General features: G+C 73.1%; 21 protein-coding genes. 11 read left to right on the top strand and 10 right to left on the bottom strand.

Translation table 11 applies throughout. The features are described from left to right. Positions 1 to 132: 132 nt before the first annotated feature. Both AB0J66_RS41600 and AB0J66_RS41595 read left to right on the top strand, forming a co-directional pair. The gene (locus AB0J66_RS41600; protein ID WP_364672897.1) at positions 133 to 627 is read left to right on the top strand and encodes a hypothetical protein; all 495 of its coding nucleotides are present in this window, start codon (positions 133 to 135) and stop codon (positions 625 to 627) included. 34 nt (positions 628 to 661) lie between these two features. After that, positions 662 to 1,561, top strand: a complete 900-nt coding sequence (locus tag AB0J66_RS41595) for an SDR family NAD(P)-dependent oxidoreductase (protein ID WP_364672895.1) — start codon at positions 662 to 664, stop codon at positions 1,559 to 1,561. On the opposite strand, the gene AB0J66_RS41590 is transcribed toward AB0J66_RS41595, so the two are convergent. Beyond that, positions 1,543 to 2,283 carry a metallophosphoesterase gene (locus AB0J66_RS41590; protein WP_364672893.1) on the bottom strand — a complete coding sequence of 247 codons (741 nt, stop codon included), beginning with the start codon at positions 2,281 to 2,283 and terminating at the stop codon, positions 1,543 to 1,545. The genes AB0J66_RS41595 and AB0J66_RS41590 overlap by 19 nt on opposite strands. A 74-nt stretch (positions 2,284 to 2,357) precedes the next feature. Between AB0J66_RS41590 and AB0J66_RS41585 the strand changes: the two genes are divergently transcribed. Further along, positions 2,358 to 3,080 carry an aminoglycoside adenylyltransferase domain-containing protein gene (locus AB0J66_RS41585; RefSeq protein WP_364672891.1) on the top strand — a complete coding sequence of 241 codons (723 nt, stop codon included), beginning with the start codon at positions 2,358 to 2,360 and terminating at the stop codon, positions 3,078 to 3,080. Positions 3,081 to 3,086: 6 nt separating this feature from the next. On the opposite strand, the gene AB0J66_RS41580 is transcribed toward AB0J66_RS41585, so the two are convergent. Together AB0J66_RS41580 and AB0J66_RS41575 are read right to left on the bottom strand one after the other, a co-directional pair. Beyond that, positions 3,087 to 4,580: an aminopeptidase P family protein gene (locus AB0J66_RS41580; RefSeq protein ID WP_364672890.1), complete on the bottom strand. Its 1,494-nt coding sequence runs from the start codon at positions 4,578 to 4,580 to the stop codon at positions 3,087 to 3,089. A gap of 94 nt (positions 4,581 to 4,674) precedes the next feature. Further along, positions 4,675 to 5,322 carry a superoxide dismutase family protein gene (locus AB0J66_RS41575; protein ID WP_364672888.1) on the bottom strand — a complete coding sequence of 216 codons (648 nt, stop codon included), beginning with the start codon at positions 5,320 to 5,322 and terminating at the stop codon, positions 4,675 to 4,677. Positions 5,323 to 5,426: 104 nt separating this feature from the next. On the opposite strand from AB0J66_RS41575, the gene AB0J66_RS41570 reads away from it, so the two are divergent. Next, the gene (locus tag AB0J66_RS41570) at positions 5,427 to 6,365 is read left to right on the top strand and encodes a carbohydrate kinase (protein ID WP_364672886.1); all 939 of its coding nucleotides are present in this window, start codon (positions 5,427 to 5,429) and stop codon (positions 6,363 to 6,365) included. Here the strand turns inward: AB0J66_RS41570 and AB0J66_RS41565 are convergent. The 4 genes from AB0J66_RS41565 to AB0J66_RS41550 form a co-directional block, all read right to left on the bottom strand. Further along, the gene (locus AB0J66_RS41565) at positions 6,362 to 6,754 is read right to left on the bottom strand and encodes a hotdog domain-containing protein (protein WP_364672885.1); all 393 of its coding nucleotides are present in this window, start codon (positions 6,752 to 6,754) and stop codon (positions 6,362 to 6,364) included. The two genes, AB0J66_RS41570 and AB0J66_RS41565, sit on opposite strands and share 4 nt — an antisense overlap. A gap of 51 nt (positions 6,755 to 6,805) precedes the next feature. Beyond that, on the bottom strand, positions 6,806 to 8,398 hold the full coding sequence (locus tag AB0J66_RS41560) for a PH domain-containing protein (protein ID WP_364672963.1): 1,593 nt from the start codon (positions 8,396 to 8,398) through the stop codon (positions 6,806 to 6,808). A gap of 134 nt (positions 8,399 to 8,532) precedes the next feature. Then, positions 8,533 to 9,048 carry a PH domain-containing protein gene (locus AB0J66_RS41555; RefSeq protein WP_364672883.1) on the bottom strand — a complete coding sequence of 172 codons (516 nt, stop codon included), beginning with the start codon at positions 9,046 to 9,048 and terminating at the stop codon, positions 8,533 to 8,535. A gap of 10 nt (positions 9,049 to 9,058) precedes the next feature. Continuing rightward, complete coding sequence (locus tag AB0J66_RS41550; protein ID WP_364672881.1) at positions 9,059 to 9,286, bottom strand: hypothetical protein; 228 nt, start codon at positions 9,284 to 9,286, stop codon at positions 9,059 to 9,061. A 271-nt stretch (positions 9,287 to 9,557) separates the two neighbouring features. Here AB0J66_RS41550 and AB0J66_RS41545 point away from each other — a divergent pair, with 271 nt between their 5' ends. The 3 genes from AB0J66_RS41545 to AB0J66_RS41535 are packed head-to-tail and all read left to right on the top strand — an operon-like array spanning position 9,558 to position 12,624. Further along, complete coding sequence (locus AB0J66_RS41545) at positions 9,558 to 10,688, top strand: MoxR family ATPase (RefSeq protein WP_364672880.1); 1,131 nt, start codon at positions 9,558 to 9,560, stop codon at positions 10,686 to 10,688. Then, positions 10,670 to 11,677 (top strand): DUF58 domain-containing protein, encoded by a 1,008-nt coding sequence (locus AB0J66_RS41540; protein WP_364672878.1) that lies wholly within the window; start codon positions 10,670 to 10,672, stop codon positions 11,675 to 11,677. The genes AB0J66_RS41545 and AB0J66_RS41540 overlap by 19 nt, the downstream gene beginning before the upstream one ends. Next, complete coding sequence (locus AB0J66_RS41535) at positions 11,674 to 12,624, top strand: VWA domain-containing protein (protein WP_364672876.1); 951 nt, start codon at positions 11,674 to 11,676, stop codon at positions 12,622 to 12,624. The genes AB0J66_RS41540 and AB0J66_RS41535 overlap by 4 nt, the downstream gene beginning before the upstream one ends. Before the next feature lie 394 nt (positions 12,625 to 13,018). Here the strand turns inward: AB0J66_RS41535 and AB0J66_RS41530 are convergent, their stop codons facing one another. The 3 genes from AB0J66_RS41530 to AB0J66_RS41520 all read right to left on the bottom strand — a co-directional run bounded on the left by AB0J66_RS41530 (position 13,019) and on the right by AB0J66_RS41520 (position 15,918). After that, positions 13,019 to 14,011 carry an alpha/beta hydrolase gene (locus AB0J66_RS41530; protein ID WP_364672875.1) on the bottom strand — a complete coding sequence of 331 codons (993 nt, stop codon included), beginning with the start codon at positions 14,009 to 14,011 and terminating at the stop codon, positions 13,019 to 13,021. 63 nt (positions 14,012 to 14,074) lie between these two features. Next, positions 14,075 to 14,722, bottom strand: coding sequence for a response regulator transcription factor (locus tag AB0J66_RS41525; RefSeq protein ID WP_364672873.1), 648 nt, complete (start codon positions 14,720 to 14,722; stop codon positions 14,075 to 14,077). Further along, a complete protein-coding gene (locus AB0J66_RS41520) occupies positions 14,719 to 15,918 on the bottom strand; it encodes a histidine kinase (RefSeq protein ID WP_364672872.1) in 1,200 nt (399 codons plus the stop codon). Before AB0J66_RS41520 ends, AB0J66_RS41525 begins: the two co-directional genes overlap by 4 nt. 88 nt (positions 15,919 to 16,006) lie before the next feature. Between AB0J66_RS41520 and AB0J66_RS41515 the strand changes: the two genes are divergently transcribed. The 4 genes from AB0J66_RS41515 to AB0J66_RS41500 are packed head-to-tail and all read left to right on the top strand — an operon-like array spanning position 16,007 to position 19,327. Next, positions 16,007 to 16,711, top strand: a complete 705-nt coding sequence (locus tag AB0J66_RS41515; RefSeq protein ID WP_364672870.1) for a beta-ketoacyl-ACP reductase — start codon at positions 16,007 to 16,009, stop codon at positions 16,709 to 16,711. Positions 16,712 to 16,734: 23 nt separating this feature from the next. Continuing rightward, positions 16,735 to 17,502: an enoyl-ACP reductase FabI gene (fabI, locus tag AB0J66_RS41510; RefSeq protein WP_364672868.1), complete on the top strand. Its 768-nt coding sequence runs from the start codon at positions 16,735 to 16,737 to the stop codon at positions 17,500 to 17,502. 20 nt (positions 17,503 to 17,522) lie between these two features. Beyond that, complete coding sequence (locus tag AB0J66_RS41505; RefSeq protein WP_364672866.1) at positions 17,523 to 18,548, top strand: ferrochelatase; 1,026 nt, start codon at positions 17,523 to 17,525, stop codon at positions 18,546 to 18,548. Then, complete coding sequence (locus AB0J66_RS41500) at positions 18,548 to 19,327, top strand: HAD-IIA family hydrolase (protein WP_364672865.1); 780 nt, start codon at positions 18,548 to 18,550, stop codon at positions 19,325 to 19,327. Before AB0J66_RS41505 ends, AB0J66_RS41500 begins: the two co-directional genes overlap by 1 nt. Positions 19,328 to 19,878 lie beyond the last annotated feature (551 nt).

The following is a 19,878-nucleotide window of genomic DNA, read 5'->3' as shown; positions in this document are numbered from 1 at the left end:
GTATCTCCCCGCCCGCGCTGTCGCCGGGCAAGCTGGGCGGCACCTCGTTGTTTGACAACTCCATAGTGACGACGGCCGGCGTGCGGGCCTGCGCTAGATTGCGGGGCTCGCGTGACTTTCTCGGAGGCAACAGTGCGGCTCGGATGGGCCTTGGGCGGGATCGCCCTGGTGGCGGCGATCGGTGGATGTACGTCGGATGAGCCGGGGCCCTCGACGTTCGTGACCCCGTCCCCGTCGGTGATCACGTCGGCGCCGCCGTGGACGGAGCCGGCCGATTACACCTATGTGCTGACCCGCGGCTGCGACGACGCCAAGCCGCTGGGTCGTTACCGCGTGACCGTGAAGGCGGGCGCGGTCGCCTCGACCGAGCGGCTGGATGCCTCGGCCGCCGCGCCGGCCGCCTCCAGCGACGTCGATCTCGGCCCGGTGACCGGCGACCAGGGCGAGGAGATCGACGCCTTCACGCTCGGCCAGCTGCTGGAGAACGCCCAGACCGCCGAGGACGACGGCGGCCAGGTCACCAAGACCTTCACCGCCCAGGGGGTGCCGGTCAAAGTCATGATCGATGTCTCGGACGAGGGCCCGAGCGGGGCCGAGTGCTGGGGCGTGAGCGAGTTCACCCCTTGACTTCGAGTGCGCTCGAAGTCCTAGCTTCGCCGGCATGACGACTGAGTTCGATGCGCAGAGCACGGCCGCCGACGTCCTCTCCGGCGTCGGCCTGAGCGGCCGGACGGCCGTGGTGACCGGTGGCTATTCCGGGATCGGGCGGGAGGCGGCGCTCGCCCTGGCCGCCGCCGGGGCGTACGTGATCGTCCCGGCCCGCCGCCCGGAGGTGGCCCGGCAGGCGCTGCGCGACGGGCGCATCGACATCCGGCCGATGGACCTCGCGGATCTCACCTCCGTGGAGAAGTTCGCCGACGAGGTGCGGCGCGAGCGCGCCGCGGTGGACATCGTGATCGGGAGCGCGGCAGTGATGGCCTGTCCCGAGACGCGGGTGGGCCCGGGCTGGGAGGCCCAGTTCGCGATCAACCACCTCGGGCACTACGCGCTGGTCGCCCATCTGTGGAGCGCGCTGCGGGCGGCCGAGGCGCCCCGGGTGGTCATGGTCGCCTCCGGCCGGTCCCCGCAGGACCGGATGCGCTGGGACGACGTCCACTTCACCCAGGGGTACGACAAGTGGGCCGCCTACGGGCAGTCGAAGCTCGCCACCGTCCTGTTCGCCCACCACCTGGACAAGCTCGGGGTGCGCGCCTTCTCGGCCAGCCCCGGCTGGGTGCTGTCACCCCTGCAGCGCCACCTCACCCGGGCGGAGATGGCCGAGGCGGGCTGGATCGACGCCGACGGCGAGCCGGCGCCGGGCCTGTTCCGCAGCGCCGCGCAGGGCGCCGCGACCCCGGTCTGGGCCGCGACCTCGCCCGCGGCCGAGCCGTTCGGCGGCTCCTACTGCCGCGACTGCGCGGCCACCGAGACCTACCCGGGCGACGGGCCGGAGGCGGAGCGGCTCTGGAACCTCTCGGCGTCGCTGACCGGGCTCGACCCCCGTCAGAGCACCACGCGGTAGTGGGTGGTCAGCCGGCGGTCGTCCTCGTCGAGGAAGTGGAAGGCCAGCATCGAGGGCAGCTCGCGGTCGATGACATTGCCGCTCTCGAACGGCAGCCGCAGGGTCGACGCGACGCTCGGCGCGACGAGCATCGGCTTGCCGGCGAACAGGCTCGCCGCCGCCGTGTGGGCGTGACCGCAGAGCACCGCCACCACGTTGTCGTGGCCGGCCACGATCTCGGCCAGCCGCTCGGTCGAGAACTGCCGGATCTCGTCGATGAACGGCACCTGGAGCTTGACCGGTGGGTGGTGGAAGCACACGAACGCCGGCAGGTCGGCGGCGGCGGTCAGCTCGGCCTCGAGCCAGTCGAGCGTCTCCGCCGCCAGCAGGCCGTCGTTGCGGGTCGGGATGCTGGAGTCGCACATCGCGAAGAACATGCCGCCGGCCCGGTGGGCCGAGTTGATCGGCTCGCCGCTGGGCGTCTCCTCGAGCAGGATCTTGCGGTACGCCTCGCGGACGTCGTGATTGCCGGGCAGCAGCAGCGTCGGCACCGGCAGGTCGAGCACCTGGCGGGCCCGCTCGTACTCCTGGGCGACGCCGTGATCGGCGATGTCACCGGTCACCAGCAGGACGTCGACCGGGGTCGGAAGGCCGGCGAGGTAGCGCATGACCCGCTCCGCGCGGTCGACGCTGCGGTCCTCGCTGTCGATGTGGACGTCGCTGATGTGGGCAATCACCTTCACGCCGCAATCGTATGGCTAGGCTGCGTCGTTGTGGACTGCTCGCTCTGTCGGCTTACCGGCAACAAACCTCGCCGATGACCGTTCCCGTCGAGGAGATCGCGGCGGCCGTGGCCGGGGTTCTCGGACCGGCCACCCGCTCGGTGATCCTGCACGGCTCGCTGGCCGCCGGCGGCTTCCGGCCGGGCCGCAGCGACATCGATCTGCTCGCCGTCACCGCCGAGCCCATCACCGACGGGCAGATGGACGCGCTGGAGCGCCTGGTGCGTGACGCCGATCTCGGCAGCGAGGCGTCCGGCATCGACCTCGACGTCGTGCTGGCGGCGGCCGCCGCCGCGCCGGCCCGGCAGCCGCCCCTTGAGCTGCACGCCAGCCGGCACACCGGAATGGTCGAGGTGGAGCGGAGGGCGGCCGCGGCGCCCGACCTGCTGGCCGAGCTGTCCATGGCCCGCGCCGACGGGAAGGCGCTCCGGGGAGCGCCGCCGGCCGAGGTGATCGGGGAGGTGCCGGTCCGGTGGATCGTGGAGCGTGGCCGGCAGTGGCTCCGGACCTGGCTGGGGCTGACCGAGGACGACGAGCACGCCGCCTTCATGGTCCTGACCGCCTGCCGCATCTGGCACCTCGCGGCCGAGGGCTCACATCTGCCCAAGGTGGCCGCCGGCCGCTGGGCCCTCGGGCGGCGGCCGTCGCTGATCGCGGTCCGGCAGGCGATCCGCCGGATCGAGCGGGACGACCCCACCCCGTTCGACCCGGCGAGAGTCGCCGTCGTGCTCGAGACCGTCCTGCGCGAGACGGCGTAGCGGCCCTCAGCCCGGGAGCCGGGGGCCGGCCTCGCGCTGGGAGGTCATCCACGCCTCGACGTCGGCCGAGGTGCGGGGCAGGCCGGCCGACAGGTTGCGGCAGCCGTCGGCGGTGACCAGGACGTCGTCCTCGATGCGGACGCCGACGCCGCGCAGCTCCTCGGGGACCAGGTCGTCCTCGGGCTGGAAGTACAGGCCCGGCTCGACCGTGAGGACGTAGCCCTCCTTGAGCTCGCCGTCGCGGTAGGTCTCGTTGCGAGCGTTGCTGCAGTCGTGCACGTCGATGCCGAGCATGTGGCCGAAACCGTGCAGGGTCCACCGGCGGTAGACGGTGCTCTCCTCGCTCATCGCCTCGTCCACGCTGACCGGGAGCAGCCCGAGGTCGTCGAGGCCCTCGGCCAGGACCCGCATGCAGGTCTTGTGCACCTCGCGGAACTCGACGCCGGGCCGGATCGCGTCCATGCCGGCCTGCTGTGACGCGTGGACGATGTCGTAGACCTGGCGCTGCAGCGGCGTGAACGTGCCCGAGACGGGGACCGTGCGGGTCACGTCGGCGGTGTAGAAGTTGTCGCCCTCGACACCCATGTCCATCAGGAGCAGCTCGCCGGGCTTGGTCACCCCGGTGTTTCGCACCCAGTGCAGGATCGTGGCGTGGGCGCCGGCGCCGACGATCGAGCCGTAACCGACGTCGTTGCCGTCGTGCCGGGCGCGCAGGCCGAAGACGCCCTCGAGCAGACGCTCCTTGACCCCGCGGTCGGCCGGCAGGACACGCACGACGTCCTCGAAGCCGCGGACGGTGGCGTCGATGGCGGCCTGCAGCTGGGCGATCTCCCACTCGTCCTTGACCAGCTTGAGCTCGGAGAGCACCCAGGCCAGCTCGCGGTCGCGGGGCTTGTCCCGGTCGGGCTCGTAGGCCAGGATCGCGCGGTCGACGTTGGCGTCGAAGCCGCGCAGCACCCTGGTGCGGCCGGGGGCCGAGGTGGCCAGGGTGGCGCCGAGCTCGCCCAGCGGGGCGGTCTCGAGACCCAGCTCGGTCGACTTCTCGGCCAGGGTGTGGGTGCGGCCGACCCACAGCTCGCCGTTGCGGCTGCGGAAGAAGGCGTCGGTGTCCTTCGAGTTGCGCTGGTGGGTGTAGAGCACGGCGTCGTGGCCGGAGCCGCTCGGCCGCAGCACCAGCACGCTGTCGGGGTCCCGGTCGCCGGTCAGGTAGACGAAGTCGCTGCCGGGGCGGAACGGGTAGTCGGTGTCGTTGGCGCGCACCTTCTCGTTGCCGCTCGGGATGATCAGCGTCTCGCCCGGGAACGCCTCGGAGAGCGCGGCCCGGCGCTTGGCGTAGTTCGGCGCCTCGGGCCGCGGGGTCACGGCGATCGGGTCCTCACGCCACCCGGTGCGCATGAACTGCAGGAACGCCTCGGGAAAGCCGGGGTCGTGGGACTCCGTCCTCGCCGGCGCCTGGGGTTTGGCGGTGCCCTGGGTCTGGGCGGTGCCCTGGTCGGCCATGGGTGATGCCTCCGATCGTCGATCCGCCCCCGACGTTACCGTCTGCCTCCGGCCGGAGGCAGTCCCGGGCAGACGATGATCAACAGGGCGCGGTCTAGCGGGCGGGCAGGCTGAGGCAGGCGACTCGCTCGCCGGCCGTTCCGGCCACTCCGGCGGCGGTACGGGTCGTGAGCGCGTGGACGACCAGCGAGCGGGGCGCATTGCCGGCCGCGAAGCTCCAGCGCTGCTCGCTGGTGACGGTGGCCGCCCCCGCGGCGTCGGCGGTGAAGTCCAGCCAGATCTCGTTGCGCGGGTTGGCGTAGGACGGGTTGACCGACGGCGTCTTCGGGTCCTTGGAGTGCTGGTAGTGCGGGCCGGCGCCGTCCGGCGCGGCGGTGCAGGGCGCGGTGTGCAGGTGGGCGCCGTACGACCGGCGGGGGATCAGGCCGCTGGTGGTCAGCCGGACGATCATGCCGGCGGTGTTGCGGGCGATGCCGACCTCGGCCCGCGCGCCCGGCGGGACCACGGTCGGCTCGTAGGTGATGGCCGTGGAGCCGGGGCGGTAGGGCAGGAAAGTGCCGGCGGCGACGGTGTCGGGCGCCCACGACGGCGATGGGGACGGGCTGGCCCCGCCCTGGTAGATGGTCCAGGCGGAGGCCGAGACGGTCGCCGGGCCGGAGGCAGCCGGGCCGACCTCGACCGAGTTCGTGCAGGCGGTGAGCAGGGCGGCGGGGAGGGCGAGGACGAGGACGCGGGGGATCATCCGGCAATCCTCTCAAAAAGGTACTTATCGGGCGAGTACTGGCGCTGCGCGTTCCGGGGCGCAAGGCTGGCGGTAACGACGGCGAAGTCAACAGGGGTGACGGCATGGGCTATGCGGTGGTGCTCGGTGAGGCGCTCATCGACCTGCAGGAGGCCGAGCACGACGGCGGGGTGGTCTACCGGCAGGCGATCGGCGGGGCGCCGCTCAACGTCGCGGTCGGCGCGACCCGGCTCGGCGGCGAGGTGCGCTACGTGGGCTCGCTCAGCAACGACGTGCTCGGCGACCGGATCGCGGCCTTCCTGGGCGAGGCCGGGGTCGGCGTGGGCGGGGTGAAGCGGGTCGCCGTGCCGACCACCCTCGCGGTGACCACGTTCGTCGGGGCCGAGCCGACCTTCACCTTCTACGGCGAGCCTCCGTCGTACTCCCTGCTCGCCCCCTCGGACGTCGACACGGCGGCGGTCCGGGGGGCCGACGTGCTCTACGCCGGGTCGATCTGCCTGCTGCGCGAGCCGTTCCGGGCCGCCGCCCGGGCCGCCTGGGCCGTGCCCGGCCCGCTCAAGGTCTTCGACCCCAACGCCCGGCCCACGCTGCTGCCCGACGGGGCCGCGGTGACCGCGCTGCGGGAGCTGTCGGAGGAGTTCTTCGCCACCGCCGACCTGGTCAAGCTCAGCGCGGCCGACGCCGAGGTGCTCTACGACGGGGCGGCCCCGGAGGTCGCGGCCGAGCGGATCCGCGGGCTCGGCGCCAAGGCCGTGGTGGTGACCCGGGGCTCGCAGGGCGCCTACGTGGCCGCCGAGGACGGCGCGGCGACGCTGCCCGCGCCGAAGGTCGACGCGATCGACGCCACCGGGGCCGGCGACTCGGTGATGGGGGCCCTGATCCGCCGGCTGCTCGCCGACGGCCTGCCCAAGGACCTCGACAGCTGGCAGCGCAGTGTGCGGTTCGCGCTGGCCGTGGCCGGGCTGGTCTGCGAGCGCCGCGGCGGCGCGGTGGCGATGCCGACCCACGAGGAGGTCAACGCCCGCTGGGGGACGCTGGCCTAATCACCCAGCGCCTTGGCGATGAAGCGCTGACGGTCGAGGATCACGCGCTCGACCCGGACCTCGGCCACCAGGTCCTCGCCGTCGCGCACGGCCACATCGAAGATCAGCTTGCGCCCGTCCACCTTGGCGAGGGTGGCCAGCGCGGTGACCCGGTGGCCGAGCGGGGTGGGCGCCCGGTGCTCCACCTCGGCCCGGGTACCGACCGTGGTCAGGCCGCCCGGCAGGATCCGGGCGGTGGCGACCACGGTGGCCGCCTCGGCCAGCGCCAGCACCCGCGGCGTGCCCAGCACGGGCACGTCCCCCGAGCCCATCGCCTGGGCCGTGTCGGCGTCGGTGACGGTCAACTCCACGCGGGCACTGAGACCGGGCGAGAATTCCGGAAGCTCCATGTCCCGAGCTTAGGGCCTGCCGGGTGGGTCACGCCGAGCCGGCGGGAGGGCTCAAGGCTGCTCGGGCCGCCGCCAATACGCGTCATCCTCGGTGGACTGTGACGGCGCGGCGCCGGGGGCCGGGCTCGGGGCCGGCGTCGACCACGGCACCTGGGGCGGGGGACCGACAGGCAGGCCCGGGGAGGCGGGCGCGCCGGAGACCGCGCCCGAGCCCGATGACGGCACGGGGACGGCGGACGGGTCGAGGCGGTCGGTGGTCAGCGGGGCCGGCTGCCGAGCTCGGCGGGCCCGCTCGGCCAGCTCGCCGGCGAGGGCCCAGGCCTCGGCGAGATCCCGGTCCTTGGCCTGGCCGGAGCGGCCGCGGGCGGTGTCGGCGTAGACGGTGGCCAGGCCGAGCAGGCGCTGCACCGGGCCCTGGACGACGCGGACGCTCTGCAGGCGGGCGTACGGCACGATGTGCATCTCGCGGGTGAGCAGGCCCCAGCGGCTGACGAAGACCTCCGGGGCCAGGCCGACGCCGATGTAGCGCAGCGACACCGGGTTGAGCCAGCGGGCCCGTTTCGGTGGCGGGGAGGTGGCCAGGGTGGCCAGGTCGACGCCGGGCAGCACGTCCCAGACCAGGGCCCGGGCCGTCGCGAAGTCGCCGACCGGCAGCAGACGGTCGGACCTCTTGTTCTCGCCGCCGCCCTCGCCCGCGTAACCGGCGATGTCGAGGCGCAGGTGCAGCCAGCCCTGGGCGCGCCACAGCAGCGGCCAGGTGGCGCCCACGGCCTGCACCCGGTTCAGCGGGACGATCTGGCTGCGGGTCTCGAGCAGCCCGAACCGCACCACGAGACGGCCGTCCGGGTCGCGGCCGAGCCGGAAGTCCCAGTCCTGCAGGACCCGGCGCACCGGCTGCAGCAGCACGCCGGCCATGGCGGTGACCGTGCTGGCGATCCCGATGAAGCTCCAGGAGCCCTCGAGCACGAACTGCATGACCACGAAGGCGACGCCGACCGGCAGGAAGAACGCCTGCGGGGTGAGGAGCTGACTCACCACCAGGTCGCGGTTGCCGACCCGCAGCAGCGGGCGCTCGACGGCGGGGGCCTCGAAGACCGGCGCCGTGCCGTCGGCGGGCGGGGCCGCCGCGGAGGGCCGGCCGCCGGCCGCGCGGCCGGCCAGGGCGAGCAGGCGCTCCCGAAGCGCCGAGGCCTCGCGCACGGTCAGGAACGACAGCGGGGCCTCCGTCTTGCCGCCGCCGATCACCTCCAGGCGCAGCTCGGCCAGGCCGGTCAGCTGGGCCAGCAGCGGGCGGCGGAGCTCGACGGCCTGGAGCCGCTCGAGCGGGATGGCCCGGTTGCGGCGCCAGATCACGCCGTCGGAGATGCGCAGCTCACGGCCGACGACCTGATAGCCGGTGGTGAGCCACCCGACCAGGGAGAAGATGACCACGCCGACCGCGATGACGGCCACGACCAGCGAGAACCGCTCGAGACCGACCCGCGACAGGGTCTGCCAGGACAGCGCCGCCACGATCACCGCGATGCTCTTGGCCCCGTGCAGCAGTGGGCTGAGCGGGTGGAGCCGCCGCCGCGGCTCGGCCTCACCGGCGGGCGCGGGCGACGTGGGCTCCGGCCCCCTGGAAGCGGCGGACTGCTCGGGCAGCTGGGCGCCGGGGATGGCGGGCGGTCCGGCCGGGCCGGGCAGCTGTGAGCCGGGGGTGGCGGATGGGCCGGCCGGGCCGGGCAGCTGGTCGCCGGGCGTGGCGGGCGGGCCGGGCGGGTGGGAGCCGGGGGTGGTCACAGGCCCTCGGCCCGGTCCTCGCCGAGGGCGGTCAGCCGGTCGCGCAGCCGGGCCGCCTCGGCCGGCGGCAGGCCCGGGATGCGGGCGTCGCTCGCCGCCGCGGCCGTGTGCAGCTGCACCGTGGCCAGGCCGAAGGCCCGTTCCAGGGGGCCGGCGGTGACGTCGACGAACTGCATCCGCGCGTACGGGACGATGGAGAGGCGGCGGACCAGCAGGCCGTGGCGGACCAGCAGATCCTGGTCGCGCTCGGCGTAGCCCCAGGCGCGCACCGCCCGGACGGTGACGAAGGAGCGCCAGATCGCGTTGAGGACGACCAGCGCGATGCCGAGGCGCCACAGCCAGTGGCCCTGCCACACCCAGCCCACGGCCAGGCCGGCGATCAGCACCAGCGACCAGGTGACGCGGACGATCAGCTCCACAGTGATCAGCTTGGGGGAGACCGGGCGCCACTCGACGGTGTCGGGCCACGGCTCCAGGGCATCGACGGCGGCGGCGTACTCCGGCTCGGTCACACCAGTGAGCCTAGGAGATGGATGCATCGGACGCCGTACCGAAGGGCGCCACTTCGCGCAGGAATCCCCGGAGATCGAGGAAGTTGCCCAGCGATTCGCGGTGTTCGGCGCACGCCAGCCAGGTTTTGCGGTAATCGGGGGCGTGCAGCTTGGGGTTGTTCCACCGCAGCTGCCAGACGGCGTCGGCGCGGCAGCCTTTGGCCGAGCACTGGGGCTCAAGAACTTCGGGGGAACTCACCGAAGAATTATGCGCCGGGCGACCACGGGGGAAGTCGCCCGGCGACGCGATGAATGTTACACGGTTCACGGCGTGATGCATCCACCCGGCTCGGGTGCCCGATCCGGCGCATCGCGCAGAAAGATCGACACGTCTGGACCATGGTGGCGGTCCGGGACGGCGCGTAATGCGACACCACGAGCGCGCTCTCAGGTCGGTCGTGTAAGTCTTGAGCGTCGGCAGCACGCCGGCGCGAGGAGTCGATGGCATTTTCGACCGCTGTGGAGGACCGGTGGCTCAGCCGCTCACGCCCGAGACCGAGACCAACAACGGCGCGGTTGCGCCGGTGCCCCCGGCACAGGACGCCTCGCAGCTCGAGCGCGCGATGTTCGAGGTCAAGCGGGTGATCGTCGGGCAGGACCGGATGGTCGAGCGCATGTTCGTGGCCCTGCTGGCCCGCGGCCACTGCCTGCTCGAGGGCGTGCCGGGCGTGGCCAAGACGCTCGCCGTGGAGACCCTGGCCCGGGTCGTCGGCGGCACGTTCTCCCGGGTGCAGTTCACCCCCGACCTGGTGCCGGCCGACATCGTCGGCACCCGCATCTACCGGCAGAGCAGCGAGAAGTTCGACGTCGAGCTCGGCCCCGTCTTCGTCAACTTCCTGCTGGCCGACGAGATCAACCGCGCGCCGGCCAAGGTGCAGTCGGCGCTGCTCGAGGTGATGGCCGAGCACCAGGTGTCGATCGGCGGCCAGTCGCACGCCGTGCCCGACCCGTTCCTGGTCATGGCCACGCAGAACCCGATCGAGCAGGAGGGTGTCTACCCGCTGCCCGAGGCCCAGCGCGACCGCTTCCTGATGAAGATCCTGGTCGGCTACCCGACCGACGCCGAGGAGCGGGAGATCGTCTACCGGATGGGCGTCAGCGCCCCCGAGCCCAAGCCGGTCTTCACCCCGGAGGACCTGCTCGGCCTGCAGCGCCGGGCCGACCAGGTGTTCGTGCACAACGCCCTGGTCGACTACACGGTCCGGCTGGTGCTGGCCACCCGCGCCCCGGCCCAGCACGGCATGCCCGACGTCGCCCAGCTCATCCAGTACGGCGCGAGCCCGCGCGCCTCGCTCGGCATCGTCCGGGCCACCCGCGCCCTGGCCCTGCTGCGCGGCCGCGACTACGCGCTCCCGCAGGACGTGCAGGACATCGCGCCCGACATCCTGCGTCACCGCCTGGTGCTCAGCTACGACGCGCTGGCCGACGACGTCCCGGCCGACCACATCGTCGCCCGCATCATGCAGAGCGTGCCGCTGCCCTCGGTCGCGGCCCGCCAGGGCACCTCGCCCAACGGCACCCACCCGTCAGCGGCGCCGGTGAGCGGAGTTCCGCAGGGCGCGCCCGCGCAGAACGGAGCGGCATGGCCGGCCCAGCACTAGCCGGGCTGGCGCCCGAGGGCGAGACCGGGACAGCCCGCGCCGAGGCGGTGCTCTCCCGGCTGCAGCTGCTGGTCACCCGCAAGCTCGACGGCCTGCTGCAGGGCGACTACGTCGGGCTGCTGCCGGGCCCGGGCAGCGAGGCCGGTGAGTCCCGGGAGTACCGCCCCGGCGACGACGTGCGCCGGATGGACTGGCCGGTCACCGCGCGCACGACGCTGCCCCACGTCCGCCGGACGGTCGCCGACCGCGAGCTGGAGACGTGGATGGCGGTCGACCTCAGCGCCAGCCTCGAGTTCGGCACGGCCCAGTGGCTCAAGAGCGATCTGGTGCTGGCCGCGGCGGCCGCGATGGCCCACCTGACCGTGCGCGGCGGCAACCGCATCGGCGCGGTCGTCGGCACCGGCTCCGGCGTGCGCGCGTCGAGCGGCCGCCGGTGGGGCCGGAAGCGGGCGCCCGAACCGGAGGCTGGCAGCGAGGTCGTCCGGATGCCGGCCCGGCCGGGCCGCAAGGAGGCGCAGGGGCTGCTGCGCGCGGTCGCCCGCACCGAGATCCGGCCCGGCCGGGCCGACCTGGGCGCGCTGATCGACATGCTCAACCGGCCGCCGCGGCGCCGGGGCGTGGCCGTGGTCATCAGCGACTTCATGGCGCCGGTGGACGGCTGGTCGCGCCCGGTCCGCAAGCTGGCCGTGCGGCACGACGTGCTCGCGATCGAGGTGGTCGACCCGCGCGAGCTGGAGCTGCCCGACGTCGGCGTGCTCACCCTGGCCGACCCCGAGACGGGCGAGCTGCACGAGGTGCAGACGGCCGACCCGAAACTGCGCGCCCGCTACGCCGAGGCGGCCGCCGAGCAGCGCGGCGACATCGCCCGCGCCCTGCGCGCCGCCGGCGCCGCCCACCTGCGCCTTCGCACCGATACCGATTGGCTGCTGGACGTGGTCCGATTCGTGGCCGCCCAGCGACACGCACGCACCCGGGGGACCACGCGATGATCCGTTTCCTGGAGCCCTGGTGGCTGCTGGCCCTGCTGCCCGTGCTGATCGTGGCCGGCGTCTACGTGTTCCGGCAGTTCCGCCGCAAGCAGTACGCGATGCGCTTCACCAACGTCAACCTGCTGCGCAGCCTCGCCCCCAAGGGCCTGGGCTGGCGCCGGCACGTCTCGGCGGCCGCGTTCCTGCTCTCCCTGCTGGCCCTGGGGGCCGCGCTGGCCCGCCCGTCGGTCGACAAGCAGGAGCCGCTGGAGCGGGCCACGGTGATGCTGGCCATCGACGTGTCGCTGTCGATGGAGGCCGACGACGTCGCCCCGAACCGGATCGAGGCGGCCCAGGAGGCGGCCAAGGCGTTCGTCAACGAGCTGCCGCCGACCTACAACCTGGGCCTGGTGTCGTTCGCGAAGTCGGCCAACGTGCTGGTGTCGCCGACCAAGGACCGGTCCGAGGTGGTCTCCGGCATCGACGGGCTGACCCTGGCCGAGGCGACCGCGACCGGTGAAGCGGTCTTCACCTCGCTCGACGCCATCCGCTCGGTGCCCGCGGACGGGGCCGACGGCGCCCCGCCGGCCCGGATCGTGCTGCTCTCCGACGGCTACCGCACCTCGGGCCGCTCGATCGAGGACGCGGCGACGGCGGCCTCGCAGGCCAACGTGCCGGTCTCGACGATCGCCTTCGGCACCGACACGGGTGTGGTCGACATCCGCGGCGCGCTGCAGCGGGTGCCGGTCGACCGGCTGTCGCTGCAGCAGCTGGCGGAGAAGACCGACGGCTACTTCTACGAGGCGGCGTCGGTCAGCGAGCTCAAGAAGGTCTACGAGGACATGGGCAGCTCGATCGGCCACCGTGTGGAGCCGCGCGAGGTCACCCAGTGGTACGCGGGGGTGGCGCTGCTGCTCGGCCTGACGGCGGCCGCTTCGAGCCTGCTGTGGACGTCCCGGCTGCCCTGACCGAGGCGGTCACGGGCGGCCGGCGGGTCACGGGTTGCCGTGCACGAGGACGAACAGGACGACCACCCAGACGGCGGCGATGGTGAAGCTCAGGGGGGCGACGAAGTTCTTCATGTCGGGGGCTACTTCCGCGCGGTGACGGGCGATGGGAAGCGCACACGGTCACGTCGCGGCCGGCACCCGCGCATCCGGCGTCGCGGTGCACACGACTGGACCGGGGCCGCACGGGACGTGACGGCGCCGGTGGATGCGGGGCGGTGAAGGAACGGGGTCAGCGGCGGGGCTGACCAACGGCCCGGCCGCGACTAGGAGGATCGCTATCTCGCACAGCGATCACCTCCCGAGAGTCGTTTCGGCGTCAGGGCCGGATGGCACAATACCCCTTAAGGTTCCGCTAAGAAACATCCCCCGTCGCGTCGTGGCGCGCAACACCCGACAGGATGACATCGCCGACCGCGCGCAGGGTCGCGCTGCCCGGCGTCAGGTAGTAGTCGTGCCCGGCCACCCCATCCGTGGGCAGCGGAAACGCTCCGAAGCCGGGATTCGACGGGCGCCGGCCGAGCCCCACGCCGAGGAAGCGCACCTCGGGGATCCGGCGGATCCAGTCGGTGGGGGCGAGCGCCGACCACACCCGCGCGCCACCCAGATCGGCCGCGTGGCCGGCGCCTATGCCGGGGGCGCCCAGGGTGATCACATCCCGGACGGCCGGGAGGTCCGGCGCGGCCAGCCCGGCCACCAGCGCGCCGTAGCTGTGCCCGATCAGCGTCACCGCGCCCGCGCCCCCGGCTTGATGGCCGGCCGGCCCGGCGAGCCCGGGTCGTTGCCGTAGCAGATCCCGCACGAAGGCCACCAGCGCGGCAGCGCCGGCCCGGGCCCGCCCGTAGGTGGCGGCGGCCGTCCCGAGGCCCTCCGGTGGGTCGTAGCCCAGCCAGGCGATCACTGCCGTGTGCGGATAGCGCTTGCTGAGATGCTCGAAGAGCGCGCGGGCCTGAACGCCGGGGGCCCGGCGCGGCACCCCGCCGAGCCCGCGGTCGAAGTCGGCCAGCGTCGTGCCGACCCCGGGCACGAGAACGGCGATCCTCGATGCCGTGGCGAGGTCGCCCAGCACCTCCACCGCCCGCCCGTCGCCGGCCGGGTCGAAGGAGAGGAAGTGACGTCCTTGAGCGGCCCAGGTGGCGTAGGGGCACCCGGCGGCGAGCATCCGCACCGCGGTCTCGCGGTACGCGCCGGCGAAGGCCCACCGGAGCGGCGCCGGCCCGGCGGCCGGCGGCTGGGAGGCGGGGACCGGCGCGGCGCCCGTGAGCCGGGCCGCGGGGGAGGGGCCGGCAGGTGGCGGGACCGAAACGGCGAGGGCGGACAGGACCAGGGCGAGCGGCAGGATTCGCATGGGCCGCAACGTCCCGCGGCGACGGCCCCCGGATCGTCACCCCACGGACCGGACATCGATGTCCTACCCCGGTATCACGAGGCCCGTCTCGTAGGCGAAGACCACGGCCTGGGCCCGGTCCCGCAGGCCCAGCTTGGCCAGGATCCGGCCGATGTGGGTCTTCACGGTCTGCTCGGCCACCACCAGATCGGCCGCGATCTCCTGATTGGACAGTCCACGGGCGATCAGCCGCAGCACGTCGGTCTCGCGCGGGGTCAGCGCGTTCAGCGCCGCCGGCCGGGGCCGGTCGGTGGCCGGGCGGGCCGCGAACTCGGCGATCAGCCGGCGGGTCACCGAGGGGGCCAGCAGCGCCTCGCCGGCGGCCACGATGCGTACGGCCTGGATGAGATCCGCCGCCGGGGCGTCCTTGAGCAGGAAGCCGCTCGCGCCGGCGCGCAGCGCGGCGTACACGTAGTCGTCCAGGTCGAACGTGGTCAGGATGATGATCTTCGAGTGGCCGGCGGAGAGCTGCCGGGTGGCCTCGAGGCCGTCCATGACCGGCATCCGCACGTCCATCAGCACCACGTCGGGCCGCAGCTCGCGGCAGCGGGCCACCGCCTGCGAGCCGTCGGCCGCGTCGCCCACGACGAGGATGTCCGGCTGGGCGCCGAGCAGCGCGCCGAAGCCCTCGCGGACCATCGCCTGGTCGTCCGCGATCAGAATCTTGATCACTCGCCCGCCTCCACCGGTAGGACCGCCCGCACCACGAAAGCCCCGCCGGCCACCCCGGCGGTCAGCGTGCCACCGAGCAGTGTGGCGCGTTCCCGCATCCCCGACAGGCCGTGCCCGGCGTCGCCGGCCGGGCCGTCGGCGGGATTGCTCACCTCGAGCTCCAGCCGGTCGGGAACGCCCCGCGCGACCACTCGCACCGCCGCCCCCGGCGCGTGGCGCGCGGCATTGGCCAGGGCCTCCTGCACGATCCGGTACGCGGCCAGGCCCACCGTCTCCGGCAGCGCGGGCACGCCCGAGGACGAGAGCGAGACCTCGACCCCGGCCGCCCGGGCCGTCGCCACCAGCTCGTTGATCTGGGCGAAGCCCGGCTGCGGCGCGGTCGGCGCCTGGCCGCCCTCGGCCCGCAGCACGCCCAGCAGCCGCCGCATGTCGGTCAGCGCCTCGCGGGCCGCCGTGGCGATCGACGCCAGCTCCTCCCGCGCCTGCGGCGGCAGCGCGTCGAGCCGGTAGGGCGCGGTCTCCGCCCGTACGGCGATCATCGACATGTGGTGGGCCACCACGTCGTGCATCTCGCGGGCGATCCGGGTGCGTTCCTCCAGCACCGCCCGCTTGGCCCGCTCGAGCTCGGTGAGCTCCTCCTTCTCGGCCAGCAGCTGGCGGGTGCGCCGCCGCCGGGACACGATGTCGCCCAGCGCGGCGATCGCCACCAGCAGCACCGCGGCGCCCCAGGCGTTGGCGTCCGGGGCGTAGACGAAGACCGGCACCAGGCTCAGGGCGGTGGCCCAGGCCGTGATCGACGAGTCCTGGGTGACCGCGAATCGGCCCAGCACGACCAGGAAGCCGAGGATCTCCACGGTGTTCCACGGCCACGGTTCGGTCCGGCCGGGTGACATCGAGCCGACGAACATCATCAGGAAGCCCAGCCGCCAGGCCAGCACGGGCCGCCGGACGGTCACCACCACGGGCAGGACCGAGCCGATGGCGATGACCACGATGAGCCAGAGCGGCAGATCCCGGTTCTCCTGCAGGTACGCGCCCGCGATCAGGGCCAGGCCGGCCAGCGCGAGAAGGCCGAGCGGCACGGCGTACAGCCAGAGCGGACCACGGGGAGTGGGCCGCGGCACCTCCTGGGCCCAGACCAGCCGGCGTAACGGCCCCATGGCGTTGCGCCCCGCGGCCGGGCCGATAGTCTCCATCCCGGCAGGTTACGGCGCTGATGAGGCGCCGTCGTGCCCCCGAGGTGCCACCCGGCACCCCCTACCTGGGTATGAGGAGCGTTTCGTCGTGGCTCGCACGGTATTGGTGACTGGCGGCAACCGGGGCATCGGCCTCGCCATCGCGCGGGCGTTCGCCAAGCAGGGTGACCGGGTCGCCGTGACCCACCGGGGCACCGGAGCGCCCGAGGGACTGTTCGGCGTGCAGTGCGACATCACCGACCCGGCCCAGGTCGACGCGGCCTTCACCGAGATCGAGAAGGAGCTCGGCCCGGTCGAGGTCCTGGTCGCCAACGCCGGCGTCACCGACGACACCCTGCTGCTGCGGATGAGCGAGGAGCAGTTCGAGCGGGTGATCGACACCAACCTCAAGGGCTCGTTCCGGGTGGCCAAGCGGGCCAGCTCCAAGATGCTGCGGGCCAAGTGGGGCCGCATGATCTTCATCTCGTCCGTCGTCGGCCTCTACGGCGGCCCCGGTCAGGTGAACTACGCGGCGAGCAAGGCCGGCCTGGTCGGGATGGCCCGCAGCATCACCCGTGAGCTCGGCAGCCGCAACATCACGGCGAACGTGGTGGCGCCCGGCTTCATCGAGACGGAGATGACAGCGGTCTTGTCCGAGGCCCGCCAGGCGGAGATCATCAAGGCGGTTCCGGCGGGGCGGCTCGCCAGCCCCGATGAGGTGGCGGCGGCGGTGACGTTCCTGGCGAGCGACGCGGCGGCGTACATCAACGGGGCGGTCATCCCCGTCGACGGCGGCCTCGGCATGGGCCACTGACGGTTTTCTTAAGGAGTTTTCTCGTGTCTGGATTGCTGGCCGGCAAGCGGCTGCTCGTCACCGGCGTGATCACCGACGCCTCGATCGCGTTCTCGGTGGCCAAGATCGCGCAGGAGCAGGGCGCCACCGTCGTGCTGACCGGCTTCGGCCGGATGTCCCTGGTCGAGCGCATCGCCAAGCGCCTGCCGTCGCCGCCCCCGGTCATCGAGCTCGATGTGACCGATCCTGATCACCTGGCCGCGCTGCCCGGCAAGGTCCGCGAGCACGTCGACGGCATCGACGGCGTCGTCCACTCGATCGCCTTCGGGCCGCAGAGCGTGCTCGGCGGCGAGTTCCTCAACGCCAAGTGGGAGGACGTGGCCAAGGCGATCCAGGTCTCCACGTACTCGTACCAGTCGCTCGCGGTGGCCTGCCTGCCGCTGATGCAGACCGGCGGCAGCATCGTCGGCCTGACCTTCGACGCCACCAAGGCGTGGCCGGTCTACGACTGGATGGGCGTGGCCAAGGCCGGTCTCGAGTCCGCCTCCCGCTACCTGGCGCTGCACCTCGGCCAGCAGGGCATCCGCAGCAACCTGGTCTCGGCCGGCCCGCTGCGCACGATGGCGGCCAAGTCGATCCCCGGCTTCGAGCAGTTCGAGGACGCGTGGGCCGACCGGGCGCCGCTCGGCTGGGACCTGCACGACACCTCGGCCGCCGGCAAGGCCGTCTGCGCGCTGCTCTCCGACTGGTTCCCGGCCACCACGGGTGAGGTTGTGCACGTCGACGGGGGTTACCACGCGCTCGGTGCGTGACCCGGTGACAGTATTGGCGAGTGGTTTACGACGCCTTCGTCCTGCTGTCCTTCGGCGGGCCCGAGAAGCCCGATGACGTGATGCCGTTCCTGCGCAACGTGGTGCGCGGGCGCGGCGTCCCCGACGAGCGCCTGGCCGAAGTGGCCGAGCACTACTACCACTTCGGCGGGGTCTCGCCGATCAACCAGCAGAACCGCGACCTGCTGGCTCATATCAACGCCGATTTCTCGGCCAACGGCATCAACCTGCCGACCTATTGGGGCAACCGGAACTGGCAGCCGATGCTCACCGACACCGTCGCCCAGATGCGCGACGACGGCATCAAGCACGCGCTCGGGTTCGCCACCAGCGCCTACGGCGGCTACTCCTCCTGCAAGCAGTACTGGGAGGACATCGCCGACGCCCGGGCCAAGGTCGGCCCCGGCGCCCCGGTGATCTCCAAGATCCGCCAGTTCTGGGACCACCCCGGGTTCGTCGAGCCCAACGTCGACGCCGTGCGGGCGGCCCTCGCGACCCTCGACGAGTCGCGCCGCGCCACCACGAAGCTCGTCTTCACCGCCCACTCCATCCCGGTGAGCATGGCCGAGACGGCCGGGCCGACCGGCGGCCGCTACACCGCGCAGCTGCAGGAGACGGCCAAGCTGGTGCACGAGCGCGCCGCCGCCGACCTGCCCTGGGACCTGGTCTGGCAGAGCCGCTCCGGCCCGCCGCAGGTGCCGTGGCTCGAGCCCGACATCAACGACCACCTCGAGACCCTGACCGAGCAGGGCGTCACCGACGTCGTGGTCAGCCCGATCGGCTTCGTCTCCGACCACCTCGAGGTGCTCTGGGACCTCGACAACGAGGCCGCCGAGACCGCCCAGAAGCTCGGCCTCGGCTACGCCCGCGCCGCGACGCCGAACACCGACCCCCGTTTCGTCGCGATGGTTCGCGAGCTGGTCCGGGAGCGCACCGACGGCGCCCCGCTCCAGCGGCTCGGTACGCTGCCGGTCTGGGACGACTGCCCGGTGAACTGCTGCCCACCACCACGGCGACGAGGAGCATGATGCCTGAGCGCAAAGCCATCGAGAGCTGGCTCACCGACATGGACGGCGTGCTCGTCCACGAAGGTGTGCCGGTCCCGGGCGCGCCCGAGTTCGTCAACAAGATGAAGTCGTCCGGCAAGCCCTTCCTCATCCTGACCAACAACTCCATCTACACGCCGCGCGACCTGCAGGCCCGGCTCAACCGGATGGGCTTCGACGTCCCCGAGCAGTCGATCTGGACCGCCGCCCTGGCCACCGCCCAGTTCCTGCACGACCAGCGCCCCGGCGGCACGGCCTACGTCATCGGCGAGGCCGGCCTGACCACGGCCATGCACGCGACCGGCTACGTGCTGACCGACTTCAAACCGGACTACGTGGTGCTCGGCGAGACCCGCACCTACAGCTTCGAGGCCATCACCAAGGCCATCCGGCTCATCGACGGCGGCGCCCGCTTCATCTGCACCAATCCCGACGCCACCGGCCCGTCCAACGAGGGCGCCCTCCCCGCCGCCGGCTCCGTGGCCGCCATGATCTCCAAGGCCACCGGCGTCGACCCGTACTTCGTCGGCAAGCCCAACCCGATGATGATGCGCTCGGCCCTGAACACCATCGAGGCCCACAGCGAGAGCACCGCCATGATCGGCGACCGGATGGACACCGACATCCTCTGCGGCCTCGAAGCCGGCCTCGAGACCATCCTCGTCCTGACCGGCATCAGCACCCGCGAGGAGAGCGACCGCTACCCGTTCCGCCCCTCCCGCGTCGTCAACTCGGTGGCCGACCTGATCCCCGAGATCTGACCCTCCTCGACGGCAAGCGCACGGTCTCTACTCACCGTCTCTGCTCCCGTCACGACCGATAAAGATCACAGGACCGCGGTCGTGGCGGGGTGGTGGGTACAGACCGTCGCTCACGCCGAGGGCCGCGGCGGGCCGAGCAGGGCGCTGGCGCGCCCAGAGCGCTCACCCCACCACGGCGACGTGCGTAAGTGGTTACGCCCAAGACCAAACCCAACCTCGCCGCCCGGCCGACCGGAAGCCACCGGCCGCCCCGTGCCTGAACTCCCGGCCACGGCCCTACCCGGGCGCCTCCGTCGGCGGACGAGGTCTCGTCGGCAATGGCGCCGGCATTGTTCAGCGAACGCCTTTCGGTGCCTTGTCCGCCCCGCGCACCCGTTCCGCGCCCCGGCGGCCTCCGGGTCGCGGAACCTCCCCGCCACGAGGCCCCCTGTTGCGCGGGACCCTCCCGCCCGGGCGGCCCCCTGTTGCGCGGGACCCTCCCGCCCGGGCGGCCCCCTGTTGCGCGGGACCCTCCCGCCCGGGCGGCCCCCTGTTGCGCGGGACCCTCCCGC

Origin of the sequence: Actinoplanes sp. NPDC049598 (genome assembly GCF_040675435.1) — a bacterium.
Taxonomy (GTDB): Bacteria; Actinomycetota; Actinomycetes; order Mycobacteriales; family Micromonosporaceae; genus Actinoplanes.
This window is presented reverse-complemented; position numbering and strand designations above follow the sequence as displayed.

What these genes read in the sequence shown, in the direction of transcription:
- AB0J66_RS41540 (WP_364672878.1), top strand. Translation starts at nt 10,670, where the DNA reads ATGGCCGGCCCAGCACTAGCCGGGCTGGCGCCCGAGGGCGAGACCGGG.
- AB0J66_RS41570 (WP_364672886.1), top strand. Translation starts at nt 5,427, where the DNA reads ATGGGCTATGCGGTGGTGCTCGGTGAGGCGCTCATCGACCTGCAGGAG.
- AB0J66_RS41500 (WP_364672865.1), top strand. Translation starts at nt 18,548, where the DNA reads ATGCCTGAGCGCAAAGCCATCGAGAGCTGGCTCACCGACATGGACGGC.
- AB0J66_RS41585 (WP_364672891.1), top strand. Translation starts at nt 2,358, where the DNA reads ATGACCGTTCCCGTCGAGGAGATCGCGGCGGCCGTGGCCGGGGTTCTC.
- AB0J66_RS41530 (WP_364672875.1), bottom strand. Translation starts at nt 14,011, where the DNA reads ATGCGAATCCTGCCGCTCGCCCTGGTCCTGTCCGCCCTCGCCGTTTCG.
- AB0J66_RS41520 (WP_364672872.1), bottom strand. Translation starts at nt 15,918, where the DNA reads ATGGAGACTATCGGCCCGGCCGCGGGGCGCAACGCCATGGGGCCGTTA.
- AB0J66_RS41565 (WP_364672885.1), bottom strand. Translation starts at nt 6,754, where the DNA reads ATGGAGCTTCCGGAATTCTCGCCCGGTCTCAGTGCCCGCGTGGAGTTG.
- AB0J66_RS41575 (WP_364672888.1), bottom strand. Translation starts at nt 5,322, where the DNA reads ATGATCCCCCGCGTCCTCGTCCTCGCCCTCCCCGCCGCCCTGCTCACC.
- AB0J66_RS41580 (WP_364672890.1), bottom strand. Translation starts at nt 4,580, where the DNA reads ATGGCCGACCAGGGCACCGCCCAGACCCAGGGCACCGCCAAACCCCAG.
- AB0J66_RS41535 (WP_364672876.1), top strand. Translation starts at nt 11,674, where the DNA reads ATGATCCGTTTCCTGGAGCCCTGGTGGCTGCTGGCCCTGCTGCCCGTG.
- AB0J66_RS41595 (WP_364672895.1), top strand. Translation starts at nt 662, where the DNA reads ATGACGACTGAGTTCGATGCGCAGAGCACGGCCGCCGACGTCCTCTCC.